At 49.9% G+C, this 12,244-nt stretch carries 10 protein-coding genes; 5 read left to right on the top strand and 5 right to left on the bottom strand.

Annotated features, from left to right (window positions below; translation table 11 throughout):
* Positions 1 to 79 precede the first annotated feature (79 nt).
* The gene (locus CEE36_07515; protein ID TKJ42062.1) at positions 80 to 1,765 is read left to right on the top strand and encodes a hypothetical protein; all 1,686 of its coding nucleotides are present in this window, start codon (positions 80 to 82) and stop codon (positions 1,763 to 1,765) included.
* Here the strand turns inward: CEE36_07515 and CEE36_07510 are convergent.
* Positions 1,749 to 1,961, bottom strand: coding sequence for a hypothetical protein (locus CEE36_07510; GenBank protein TKJ42061.1), 213 nt, complete (start codon positions 1,959 to 1,961; stop codon positions 1,749 to 1,751). The two genes, CEE36_07515 and CEE36_07510, sit on opposite strands and share 17 nt — an antisense overlap.
* Before the next feature lie 226 nt (positions 1,962 to 2,187).
* Here CEE36_07510 and CEE36_07505 point away from each other — a divergent pair, with 226 nt between their 5' ends.
* Positions 2,188 to 3,423: a hypothetical protein gene (locus CEE36_07505; protein TKJ42060.1), complete on the top strand. Its 1,236-nt coding sequence runs from the start codon at positions 2,188 to 2,190 to the stop codon at positions 3,421 to 3,423.
* 160 nt (positions 3,424 to 3,583) lie between these two features.
* On the opposite strand, the gene CEE36_07500 is transcribed toward CEE36_07505, so the two are convergent.
* The 4 genes from CEE36_07500 to CEE36_07485 are packed head-to-tail and all read right to left on the bottom strand — an operon-like array spanning position 3,584 to position 8,837.
* A complete protein-coding gene (locus tag CEE36_07500) occupies positions 3,584 to 4,888 on the bottom strand; it encodes a hypothetical protein (protein ID TKJ42059.1) in 1,305 nt (434 codons plus the stop codon).
* Between the two features lie 18 nt (positions 4,889 to 4,906).
* Positions 4,907 to 6,448 carry a hypothetical protein gene (locus CEE36_07495; GenBank protein ID TKJ42058.1) on the bottom strand — a complete coding sequence of 514 codons (1,542 nt, stop codon included), beginning with the start codon at positions 6,446 to 6,448 and terminating at the stop codon, positions 4,907 to 4,909.
* Positions 6,400 to 7,485, bottom strand: coding sequence for a UDP-N-acetylglucosamine 2-epimerase (non-hydrolyzing) (locus tag CEE36_07490; GenBank protein ID TKJ42087.1), 1,086 nt, complete (start codon positions 7,483 to 7,485; stop codon positions 6,400 to 6,402). Before CEE36_07490 ends, CEE36_07495 begins: the two co-directional genes overlap by 49 nt.
* The gene (locus tag CEE36_07485) at positions 7,482 to 8,837 is read right to left on the bottom strand and encodes a hypothetical protein (protein ID TKJ42057.1); all 1,356 of its coding nucleotides are present in this window, start codon (positions 8,835 to 8,837) and stop codon (positions 7,482 to 7,484) included. The genes CEE36_07490 and CEE36_07485 overlap by 4 nt, the downstream gene beginning before the upstream one ends.
* Between CEE36_07485 and CEE36_07480 the strand changes: the two genes are divergently transcribed.
* Genes CEE36_07480 through CEE36_07470 form a run of 3 tightly spaced genes read left to right on the top strand, consistent with a single transcriptional unit; the run spans position 8,836 to position 12,195 of the window.
* The gene (locus tag CEE36_07480) at positions 8,836 to 10,041 is read left to right on the top strand and encodes a hypothetical protein (GenBank protein TKJ42056.1); all 1,206 of its coding nucleotides are present in this window, start codon (positions 8,836 to 8,838) and stop codon (positions 10,039 to 10,041) included. The two genes, CEE36_07485 and CEE36_07480, sit on opposite strands and share 2 nt — an antisense overlap.
* Positions 10,038 to 11,120, top strand: coding sequence for a hypothetical protein (locus tag CEE36_07475; protein TKJ42055.1), 1,083 nt, complete (start codon positions 10,038 to 10,040; stop codon positions 11,118 to 11,120). Before CEE36_07480 ends, CEE36_07475 begins: the two co-directional genes overlap by 4 nt.
* 13 nt (positions 11,121 to 11,133) lie before the next feature.
* Positions 11,134 to 12,195, top strand: a complete 1,062-nt coding sequence (locus CEE36_07470) for a hypothetical protein (protein TKJ42054.1) — start codon at positions 11,134 to 11,136, stop codon at positions 12,193 to 12,195.
* Positions 12,196 to 12,244 lie beyond the last annotated feature (49 nt).

The raw sequence follows: 12,244 nt of genomic DNA, 5'->3' as shown, positions 1-12,244 counted from the left end.
ATAAAGATTAGCCGCCTGTCAATTGAGGAGACTTGACATCTTAGGTGGTTGAGTTAGGATAGAGCAAAGGAGGCGACTGATGAAAAAAGTGGTGTTGATTATGGGAGGGCTGATTTTATGCGGCTCACTGTGGGCAACCGCTCCGATGAGGCCAGGCAGTTATCCCCGTACCCCTAGAGTTTCGCCGCTGGCACAGGACACCATAGATCCCTTAAAGCTTCGCTTCAACTACCTGTACGAGTTCGCCCAGATAGCCGGGTTCTGCGCCCAATGGCAGCTTAACGATCCGGATTCGGCAGATCACGGCGGGATGATAGAGGCCGAGTCAGGCGAGCTGGAGAACACTATAGAGACCGACAACACCCAGGAGGCAATCTGGGTGTGGGCGAGATACGGGGAGCTGACCGGGGATACCGCAAGATTTAAGGAGAATATCGATAAAGCCTGGTTTTACTGCTCCAACTTCCCGGCATGGAAGGAAGAAGGAGGAAGCAAAGACTATTACCGCGCCCATAACTGCGCCTGGGGGATTGCCGCTGAGCAACGTTACAGAGCGGTCTACGAAGACGAAAGCTGGGCATGGTATCGTGATTCATGCGCTGAGTTCATAAAGACACACCCATTGGGGATGTACTGGGATATAGACCGCTTCGTCAAAGGCTGGTGTGCGGGCTGGCTCTATTCCTACGGGGTGGAGCGAGAAGACGGCGAGGCCCGGGACAGTGCGTGCTCGTTCGCCGACAGCCTGCTCAGCTTCATCGAACCCCAGATCGAGGCAAGGCTCGGGGACGAAAGATGGGCGATGTCCGCAGGAACCATGGTGTGGGGCATCTGTAACTCCGCCTTTCTGCGCGACACCCTCAGAGGTAAGGAATGGATCGAGGTAAACGGCCCCTACCTTGACACCTTCCAGGAATGGAAGAAGGTTGACTACTTCTCGTGGGATAACGCCTGGAACGTTGCCTACGCAAACGGGCACGGAGCGATGTACGATATATCGCACGACGAGACCTATGACCGCCACCACCGCTGGCTCACCCACAAGCTCCTATCCTATGACACCGACAATGACGGCGGTATCATGGCCACCACCCAGGACGCGGACACCACCGACATGAGCTGGGTCTCGGCCTATCTCTGCATGATGGGGCTGGATCGGTTGATTGGTGAGGTTTATGACTATGATGCAGGCGCGCTGGAACTTGTAGGGATCTGTGATGGAGATCAGATAGAGCCGGGTACGAGAATGGATCTGGTTGCTGTGGTTTCCAACTACGGCCGAGCCCTCCTCAGCAACGTAAAGGTAACGCTTTCAGGAGACGCCTGGGGTTCGGCTACATCCGACCTAGATTTCCTGGGTATGGACACGATAACCCTGGTTACAGACTGGTCAGTACCCGATTCGGCCGTGCTCACCCTGGCCCTATCTCATCCCCAGGACGAAGATCACGCTAACGACACATTGATCGTGCGGCTGAACAAAGCGGCAGGTGTGCTGGAAAAGCAAATCGCTTCTCTCCCCCTACGTTTGGAGGTTAAAAGCTTGACGAATTCTTCATGCCGCATCAGTTACGCCTTTCCATACGGAAGCAAAGGAAAGCTTGTGCTATACGACGTCCTAGGTAGCCGCATAAAGCAAGAGCACCTGAAAGATCCTGAAGGACAACTCATGTGGGATCTCTCGGATGTATCGCCAGGCGTCTACTTCCTACATCTCAAGATTGGTGAAAGAACTACCTGCGAGCGGTTTATCCTTTTGCGTTGAACTCCTGCCACGCCGGAAGGATGACTTTGTAGTAATAGTCCTCGGCCAGGCGTTTACGATCGAAACGCTCACCCACTTTTCTTGCCTGCTTTGACATCGCACGTAATCGAGCCGGATTTCTTAATAGAGCTGCAGTCTCTTCGGCTAGTCGTTTAGGGTCTTGATCCATTATTCCAGCACCATTGCCTACAATCAATTTACCTCTTTCTATATAAAACTCAGGATACATCAATCCAATTACTGGAAGTCCAGCAGCTAAGTATTCATGCTCTTTTGCTCCAACCGCTCCTATGCAAGTTGTACACCGCTGAATGAGAGAGTTGAAACACAACCCGAAAACAAGTTTGTTATGAAACTGTTAGACAAAACAGCGTTGCATAAGCCTTTAGTTGACTTACACCTACCGTTCAGTATAATACTTTGTGGTTAAACCTTTAAGACTAGGCGTTTTCCTTGATCACAGCCATCTAAGTGACGGGCGCTTTACCGTAACGCAAGATGAAGCTTTAAAGTTCATAGAAGGTTTGAACCTAGCTGAATCTATTACACAGGCAGTTTCGATAATTCCTGTTGAAAAATTAGATCCGGAAAAGTACAATATAGTCCTCGAGCAAAGAGGCGTAACTGTGATCCCTTTACCAAGTTGGAGAAACGCTGCCGAAAACGTTCTGTCTTTGTTTTGTGACTTCAGATCTCATTTTGCTAAAGCTTGTTTATTCGTAGAGAACTGTGACGTAATTTGGTTAAGAATTCCCTCGATGATTGGTCTGTTCTTTTGGTGGGTTGCGAGAAAAAAACGAAAACCACTAATTCTTCATGTGGTCAGCAACCTCCTTCTAGCGTCGAAACGATCTAAATATAAAGGGATAGTAAAAGTTTTAGCTCATTTGTTTTTTTTAATTTATCATCTAGCTGTTAAAATAATGACTCGTTATGGCCTTGTATTAACAGCCGGGGAAGAATTGAAGAGACTTTACTCGAATCCGTTACATCCCGCATTTTCAATAGACGACATTCTTATCAAGGAGAAGGATCTACAATCTGTAAAGAAAAAGAGCGGACAAGCGAAGGAAATACTATTTGTGGGAAGGTTTGCTTACGGTAAAGGGATAGATATTTTAATAGATGCAGTTGGAAATCTAAAATCTGAGTTTCCTGAAATACGTCTTACGATGGCAGGGGATGGTATTTTATTGGAGGAGATGCGTCAACGAGTAGCGACGCAAGGGTTGAATAAGCACGTGAAAATCCTGGGGTTCGTCTCCGCGAGCGGGCCGCTACAAGAGCTTTACAAAAAAACCGATATCGCTGTACTACCATCTGATAGTTATCCTGAAGGATTCCCAAGGGTAATTTTAGAGCTTTGGTCAGCCGGGTTACCTCTCATTGCAACTCGTCTAGCCGGGATACCTTATCGGGTTAAAGATGGCGTCAACGGTTTACTCGTAACGCCAGGGAATCTCAAGGAATTAACCGATGCAATCCGCAAGTTGATTGTCGATTCTGATTTACGACATCGACTTGCGGAGGGTGGTTCTCGGACTGTAAAAAAATTAACCTTTGAACATCAGACAGATATAATCAGAAAACTGGTAAAGAGATATTTCCCGGAGCTCTATACTCGGGTTGAAGCCAACGGGGACGCTGCTTTAGACTAAGATGCAGCACGAGTATGTGGCTTTAACCGGCAAAAATGTCACCATGCTTAGTGGGTTTTAGGAAGTGGGAGAAGCGCTGACCTGCAGAGAGAACCTGAATCCTGATATATCCAGTCGCCCGACGGCGTTTGCTTTATAAGGCCTGTGATTGGCTACTCAGCTAAAAATCAGAGATAGATTGTCTTTCGTTGAATTCCTTCCAACAAGGTAGGATGACTTTGTAGTAGTACTCCTCGGCAAGCTTCTTGCGGTCGAAACGCATACCCACTTCGCGGGCGCGTTTGGACATCTTGCGGAGCCGGGCAGGGTCTTTTAATAGGTCCACAGTCTTGCGAGCGAGACTTTCAGGATCAGGATCTAGGATGCCTGCACCATTATCAAGTATCAAACGTTTGGTTTCAACGTAAAAACCAGGATCAAGCAAACCAACGACCGGTAAACCCGCTGCAAGATATTCGTAGTCTTTCGCGCTAGCCACTCCTTTATGGTTATATACTTCAGGAAATAGGGAATCAATTCCTAATCTCGCTTTTCCAAGATAGTCCGGAATCTGCCGTAAAGAAGTCATCCTTTCAAATTCTACGTTCTTACTTAAATCAAACTGTCTTAGACCAAGAATAAACTGACTTCCTAACGCCGTCTCAAGAATATCCGAAAGAAAGAGTACTTTCAGTCTGGGATAAATATCCCTGAGGCAGTGTAAAAACTTAAGCATTAAGACTGGATTTCTTACGGGTATTAATGTTCCTGAGTAAACAAGGTCAAACTCCTTCTTCACCCGAAGCGCCTTTTCGAAAAGCCTCACATCGCTTCCGTTAGGGATCAAAAAGATTGGCTTTCGCCGATAGCTGAGGGTTTTTATCAACTCCTTCCGTAACCAATCGGTCACTGTTGCAATTCGTGACGCTTTGCAGAAAAGATGGTAAGAAACGAATCGCATAGAAAGGTTAAAGATGCGACGCACAAAAGAGCCTTCTTTGAGCGGGAACATCGCAGCAGGTAAGTCCCGTATATCAACAACCAGCGGGCATCCCAGACGACGGGATAAGAGATAGCCTTCCAGTATCTGCCATGTTGGTGGAAAACTTGCAAAAATAACGTCCACCTTCAAGCCTCGCACGAGGTGCAGCAACTTCGGGAATCTAGAGGGAAGCTTCAGAAAATCCATGCGTGGTCCAGTAAGAGGAAATGCTATTCGAGAGTAACCCTCGTCGGAGTTCCCAGACTTATCTGTAACTACTGTCACATAAGCGAGGTTGCTCCAATATCTCGCCAGAGAGTGAATGCGTGAGGATGCTGCCTTGTGGCTGGGGGGGAAATGTTTCTGCTCTACCAGGATGAGGATGTGAGGCTTACCCTTGTCTTCGCCAACCAAATCTTTGGGGATTCGAGAGAATGGTGTTCCTTTCGAAGCAGAGAGAGCGTACTCGGACATGGCAAGAATTGTATCCCTATCGATAACCATTGTCAATTTTTGAGATCTTCAGCTTTTGTTCCTGTTGCGCCTGAGCAGCTTGAGAATGAAATTGCGTTCGGATGGGAGAAGGAACCCGAGTAAGAAAAGAATCCCCAGGTAAGCCGCACTCCCCAGACCAAGCTTTAAAAGAAACCCTACCAGCGGAGAGGAAACATGCCAGAAGTAAGAAGCAGCGGTTATTCCTGCAGATATTAAGGCGATGAGAACAATCCTTTTTGTCTCAAATGGGATCCTCATCAAACGACGGCTGAAAAAGAACATTGACAAGGCCATCGCCCCATAGGAGGCGGCCGAAGCGATGGCCGCTCCCAAGAGCCCTATACGTGGCAGCAAAATCACGTTGGCCCCTACCGCTACACCCGCTCCAATAAACGTAACCAGCGTAAAGTAAATTGTCTTCCGTTGAAGATGGCAGGCGGTACCAAGAATAAAGTAGACCGCATAGAGACAAACCCCAAGAACCAGGAGAGGAACAAGAGGAGCTCCCTGCCAGTACTCGGGGCGCTTTGCAATGAGACGTAGTATCTCGGAGGCCGCTCCCCCAAGTATCACAAGAGCCCATCCCGCGAGGAAAAGAAAGTAAGTCAAGACACGTGAGATTATATCCGGAAGGTCAGGTTGCTCCTTGACGGAAAATGCGTAAGGCAACCACGCCAAGGAAAGGGGGACGACTAAAATAAAAGATACGATGTTGTGAAAATTTAAGGCAAATGCGAAGATACCCACATCTGTATGAGTAAGATAGAGTGGGATGAAGAGAAGTCGATCCAACATCCCTCTTCCCCAGAAGAAAAGAGAGGTAGGGATCAGGGGCAAAGAGTAAGCCAGCATACTCTTTAAGCTTGCAAAAGAAAATTTAATCCCTCGAGAATAGATATAGACAAAAGCTGAAGTAACGAGAAGAACAGGCACAACAAACAAAACATCTACCTCATAAAGCCCTTGTAGCCCTCGTCCGAGAACCACGAGAAAAACGATGGTCAGAGCCACGCGCACAAGGCTGGTGGAGATAGTAAAAATACTGTACATCCCCGGTCGTTTTTCACTGCGCAGCAAGGCAAGAAAAATTAAAACCGCAGGATTGCCCACCGTATAGATCCCGAACAGACGCAGGATCGACCTCAACTCCGCTGACTCAAGCCCCATTATTCTCTGAACGATGGAAGAATGAGACAGAAGTGGTGCAAAAACAAGAAGCAAACCGCCAAACAGCAATGAAGCCACTAAGGTGTAGGTAAACGCCGTGGAGACAAGCCGTCGGCGCTCCTCTTCACTCGTAGCCTTGTAGTAATCGGCGATCACAGCTTGGTTGAGTGCAAACAGAATAATTATCTGCAGAAATCTGTAAAAAGCTGCGGTGATGGAACGCACTCCGTAAAGATCTGCCGCAAGGTACGCTACATAAAGAGGAGCAAGCAAAACGCGAATGATCTGGTTGCTGGCGTTGCCTATCCCGTAGATCAGTGTATCTTTGGAGAGAAGTTTTAGATCACTAAGTTTCATGCAGCTTGATTTTCTAAGAAGCCAAGCATCTCGCGGCACATGCATTCTGCCGCCCTGCCGCCGCCGAAACTTTCGATATCCGGAGATTGTGTTGGGATCGTTTCTTCCCTAATTCCCTCAAGTATCCGTTCCGGATCGATCCCCACGAGGCGATTCCACCTATCCTTTAAGGTCTCGGGCCACTCGGTCTCCTCCCGAAGCGTAAGACAGGGACGGGAAAGGAAGTATGCTTCGCGCTGCACGCCGCCAGAATCCGTAAGGATCAAGGAAGCATGTTCCTCCAGCAAAAGCATATCGAGATACGGCAAAGGGGCGATGATATCGATATGGTCGAGTTCGCTACTGGAAAGCTTCTTCAGGGTCTTGGCCGTCCGGGGATGGCAGGGAAAAATGATACGGGGGTGATTGTCGTGAGCGAGACACTTAATGACCCTTCTCAGGCAGCGCTCCTCGTCGACGTTCGCGGGACGATGCATCGTGAGGAGCCAGAAAGGTTCTTCTTCGATCTCCAATTTCTTAAGGATGTTGGACTTTTCGCGAGCTATAGGGAGGAAGTGCTGGAGGGTATCCAAGAGGATATCTCCGGTGTGCGTTACACCCTCACTGCGCCCCTCGTTCTTGAGGTTGTCAACGGCGCTCGGGGTAGGACAGAAGCAGAGATCGGAACAAGCATCGGCAAGGATACGGTTAATCTCCTCAGGCATTCTCCGGTTACCGCTGCGTAGTCCGGCCTCTACGTGGACTCCAGGAACATGAAGCTTGACCGCGGCCAGTGCTCCGGCGAGCGTTGAGTTGGTGTCGCCGTAAACTATGACCAGATCAGGCTTCTCATCCATAAGCACCTTCTCAATCCCAATCATCGCATCGCCGGTCTGACGGGCGTGGGTTCCTGAACCTACCCCAAGATCGAAGTCAGGACGGTAGTCGAGTTCGTCGAAGAAGACCTGGGCCATGTCAGGACTGTAGTGTTGACCGGTATGAAGATGAAGGTGTGCAAGATCGGGAATTTCGGCAAGAGCCCGGGAAAGCATCGCCGCCTTGATGAACTGAGGACGAGCCCCAACAACCGACAACAATTTCATTCCGGCTTCCCTGACCCAATAACTCCTTCTATAACTTCGAGTTCATAATTTATGCGCTGTGCCCAACTCCTCATCTGGCTACGCGTTTTCTCCACCCCTTTCCGTAATTTTCCGTACAACTTGGGGTCCTGGGCAAGGCACACCAGAGCCGAAGACAGCTGTTCATTAATATCATCCGTATCTACCAATAAGGAATCCCTCATGTGTTCCAAAAACCCATCTAATGAACCATCATCCAAGGAAACGACCGGACGTCCCGCCATCACCGCTTCTAACGTACAATTAGAACGGTTGGTAACGTACTGGGTTGAGATGAGAACATCCGCCTGTCTTATGGTATCGATAACCATATCGTGAGGAATCACCCCTTGGAATTTAACGAACTCCTCCATGCCCGACTCTCTTACCAGATCCTCCAGGGCTTTGCGTTCGTTCCCGTCGCCCACGATAACGAGCCTCAAGCGTGGCTCTTTTTTTATCACAAGGGGGAAAGCCCGTATAGTCCTATCCACCCCCTTCCAGGGGACTAATCTGGTGACAGTTACCGCCAAAAATACATCCTTGCCGAACCCTTTCCTCAGATTCGCTTTCGATTTTCGCTCCCTCTGATAACCTATACCGTTCATTGTAAATAAGGACCTCTGCTTGGGGACCCCGAACGCCCTCATGACCTCTCCACCCCGCGTTCCGTCGTTACCTATAACCATAAGATCCCCAGGATACCTGTAGCTGTAAGTCTCTGGGGTGCTACGGATACGATCCCAGAGGTTGAGTCTGATGTGGCCAGTAGAATCGAGTTTTTCCCCTAATGCAGTACCGAACATCCGATAAACTAAAGGCACACCGGTGCGAAGTTGGAGGAAATGTCCGTTTAACGTATTGTAACCCATCTGATAAATGAACAGCGGTTTTATATGCTTGATCAATCTCATGTGAAACCCAAAGGAAAAAATCATTGTCAGGAATATAAACAAGAAGTTCAATAGAAAATTCCCTCGCCATCGGAACAGCTTTATCAACGGAGAAAAACACGCCGGTATCTTATAGGGATAGACTACTATCCTTCCTTCTCTCACCGTTCTTTTACAAGGGTATTCCCTTCCCAGAACGGGCAGGGTAATGTGTACCTGATAGCCGCGTTTTGCTGTCTCCCTTAAGAAGTTGACGATAGCAGGCATACCATCAGGGGGAACCCCTTCCATCAACCATCTTCTGAACCCTGTAAGATAATAACCGGGAAAGGGAACGGCTATCACGAGAATAGTCTTATGCACAGTTGAAATCATACCGGCTTTCCCCAACAAGTCAACAAATACATTGACACGGAGTTCAGACGAGGTATTATCTGTCATGCATAGGTTTTCGCGCTACGTTCTGCGGCAATACATCGTCCCTCTTGTGTTTGCCTGGGCGGTCCTTACCGGCGTATTCCTTATGGACAGGCTGTTTTTGCTCGTTGATCTCATCATCCGTAAAGGGCTGGCTTTGCAACACGTGTTCGAGATACTGCTTTACACCCTGCCCTTTGTCATGGCTATGTCTGTCCCCCTTGCCGCCCTTGCAGGAGCGATGATGACCTTTGGCCGATTGGCGCAGGACAACGAGATCCTCGCCTTGCGCTCGGCAGGGGTGCGGCTCTTTTCGGTCTTTGTGCCCATGCTTGGATTTACCGCCCTGCTTGCAGGGCTCATGGTGTTCTTCAACCTCTATGTGCTGCCTGAAGCCAACCACCGCGTAAGGAACATGCTCGCAGACGTCTCAAGCAAGAAGCCAACGGCGCGTCTTGAGGAGGGGCTATTTAACGAAGACTTTCCAGGCTACACCATCTACATCGGTCGAAAGGACGAGCGCCGCTCCAAGATCTACGATGTGATGGTATATGTAAAGAAGAGCACGGTTCCCACGATGATCACAGCACCACAGGGTAAACTTGAGGTCACCGCGGATGAACGCTACATGATAATGACTCTCTACGGGAGCGAGATCCATGAACAGGTGGGGGATAACTACCGGCGCATCCAGTCGGACACGCAGGTAATCAACCTTGAGATAAACACCGAACTTGTAAGGCGGGAACGCAGCAGGCGCTCGGAAAGGGAGATGACCCTGCCGATGCTTACAGTGGATATAGACAAACATAGAAAGAGGATAGAAGGATACGAAGCAGAACTCGCAGAAGTAGGAAGCAACAAGATTAAACGTGAGGAGCTCGATCGTCGCATAGCCAGCCTGGGGCGAAGGATCAACCGCCTGCGGGCTGAGATCCACAAATCCATTGCCTTTGCGATTGCGGGAATCATCTTCCTCTGCTTCGGTTCAGCCCTTGGAGGCAAGCTTCGCCGAGGCGGGATTGGACTTGCGATCGTGTTGAGTCTTATCTTCTTCGCATTCTACTACATCCTTCTCATAGGAGGGGAGAATCTTGCCAAGTCAGGCAAGCTGACCGCATGGATCGCGATGTGGATGCCTAACCTCATCTTCCTTCCATTCACTGTTGAGATCTTTGGAGAGGTGTTTTTCGAGAGCTCCCTCTTTTTGTGGAGGCTGCGCAGATGAACCGCATCGATCGCTTCCTTGCGCGAGAGTTCATCCTCTTTGCCTTGCTGGGGTTGGTGACCGTCGTGGTTATCTACGATCTAATCAACCTTATTGAACGAATGGGTTACTTCCTGCGCCACAAGTCCGCTGCAGTGGAGATATTGCTTTACTACGTCTACGATCTTCCTGCAACGATTGAACTTCTCCTGCCCGTGGGTTTTGCATTGGGGGTGTTCATAGTGATTGGACGTCTTATCCGCTCAAACGAGCTTGTCCCACTTCTCGCCTGTGGGGTGAATCTCTACCGCTTGTTCGCGGTTTTCATTGCCGTATCTCTGGCTGTGGCCGTACTGGCCTTCCTCCAGAGCGAGTTAGTGGCGCCTCGCACCAAGACCCGTTTTGTGGAATACAAGACCGAGACCATTGAAAAGCGCAAAACCAAACGCAAGCAGATAAAGAACCGGATCTTCTATATCTCGGAGAGTGGGCGTGTCTACTACATCCGCCAACTTCGTCTTCCCGACAGCCTCGCTCTGGACTGGGTAATATGGGAACTTGGCCCCAAACGCAAGATAGAACGCAGTATTCGTATAAGGAGCGCAAGATACTCCTCAAGCCAAGGCTGGAAGGGAGAGCAGGTTGAGATTCATGACTTCAGGGGGAGGCAAACAACCTTCACAAGTTACCCCAGCCGAATTATGCCTGAGGTTACGGAAACACCTGCAGAGCTTGGGGTTCGCACCAAGGGAACCGATGAGATGGGGGTTGGTGAACTTAGAGACTACATACAACGCATGAGAGCTGCGGGATCAAACGTGGCGGTGGAGCTTGTCGAGTACCACTTCCGCTTCTCCTCCCCTTTGATTATTGTAATCGTAACGGTGATCTCACTTGCTGCGGCTACCATGCTCAGAAGGGGGAATATAACCCTGGGGGTCGGCCTGGGGCTTCTTCTCAGTTTCCTTTACTGGGGTGCGCTCCAGGCGTCACGGGCCTTCGGTTACGCCGGCGCTTTGCCGCCGTGGCTTGCCGCCTGGCTACCGAATATCTTGTTTTCTGGTCTTTCAGGTGTATTATTGGCAAAAGTCAAACGCTAAGCTGGAGGTTTGTATGAAGAGGTTAGGACTTTGCCTCACATTTATCTTGGCTCTTGCAGGCTGCGGTAAGAAACCGGTGCATATAATCTACGAAGGCGATCCTATTGCTACCGATACCTTCGGAGGCCGTATATTTACAATAGCCTCGGATCCTTCAAGCGCGGGCTTGGCCATAGGATTCTCCGACAGCCTTGTTATGATATGGGATCCGGTTGAACGCAAATCCATAAAGAAAATTCGCCGACACCGCCACATCATCAACGACGTGGCCTTCTCACCCGACGGCAATCTTCTGGCGGTGGCAGGCGCTGATGAGGTATTAACCGTCAACGACTTGCGTACGGACCAACTCCTCGATTCGATAGTGCTCTTCAATGGTGCGGTGACCAGCGTGGACTTCTCATCCGACGGCCGCTTCCTGGCCGCCGGCTTCACCGGCAGTGATGTGGAGGTCTGGGACGTGGCTAAACGCGAACGTTTCGGCGAGTTCGATGGACACACCGGGGTAGTTACCGATCTGAGGTTCAGACCCGGAACATCCGAGCTCTACACCGCAGGACGCGACAGCCTATTCTATATTACAGATGTGGAGGACACCATCTCCTTCAAATCCAAACAGAACTACGGCTACCTCATAGTGATCGCCTTCTCTCCGGACGGGGAGTACTTCGGCACCGGAGGCACCGATAAACTCATAAAGGTATGGAGATGGCTGGGGGAAGAACTCAGCTCCATAGGTTGGTACCAGAGCGATCTCGGAAATGTGCTTGACCTTATCTTCTTGCCCGACGGCTCAAGGATGGTGGCTGTGGACCAGGAAGGACAGGTTGTCTTCCTAAAGCGCACCGAGCCGGTTGATACAACTAAGGAGAAGGGGCTTGCAAGCGGAGGGGCATTCAGACTTGGCATCGTTGAAGTCGGACGCTTCAAGGCGCATGATGGAGCCATCCGTGCCTGTGCAATCTCGGCTGACGGCAGCAAGCTTTACACAGGCGGCGATGACCGCACGCTCAAGGTGTGGGATACAGAGGCCATCCTTGCCCAACTGAAAGCCAAGGCACCTGAGGAGAAGTAAGCTCTTAAACTCACGAACCTAAAGGCTGCGGGGAGCATCCTAGATGGTT

The sequence above is a fragment of the candidate division TA06 bacterium B3_TA06 genome, assembly GCA_005223075.1.
Classification (GTDB): domain Bacteria; phylum Hydrothermota; class Tepidihabitantia; order B3-TA06; family B3-TA06; genus B3-TA06.
This window is presented reverse-complemented; position numbering and strand designations above follow the sequence as displayed.

Bases quoted from the DNA above. Each gene is read 5' to 3' on its own strand.
- CEE36_07515 (TKJ42062.1), top strand. From the start codon at position 80: ATGAAAAAAGTGGTGTTGATTATGGGAGGGCTGATTTTATGCGGCTCA.
- CEE36_07500 (TKJ42059.1), bottom strand. From the start codon at position 4,888: ATGGTTATCGATAGGGATACAATTCTTGCCATGTCCGAGTACGCTCTC.
- CEE36_07495 (TKJ42058.1), bottom strand. From the start codon at position 6,448: ATGCATGTGCCGCGAGATGCTTGGCTTCTTAGAAAATCAAGCTGCATG.
- CEE36_07490 (TKJ42087.1), bottom strand. From the start codon at position 7,485: ATGAAATTGTTGTCGGTTGTTGGGGCTCGTCCTCAGTTCATCAAGGCG.
- CEE36_07480 (TKJ42056.1), top strand. From the start codon at position 8,836: ATGCATAGGTTTTCGCGCTACGTTCTGCGGCAATACATCGTCCCTCTT.
- CEE36_07485 (TKJ42057.1), bottom strand. From the start codon at position 8,837: ATGACAGATAATACCTCGTCTGAACTCCGTGTCAATGTATTTGTTGAC.
- CEE36_07475 (TKJ42055.1), top strand. From the start codon at position 10,038: ATGAACCGCATCGATCGCTTCCTTGCGCGAGAGTTCATCCTCTTTGCC.
- CEE36_07470 (TKJ42054.1), top strand. From the start codon at position 11,134: ATGAAGAGGTTAGGACTTTGCCTCACATTTATCTTGGCTCTTGCAGGC.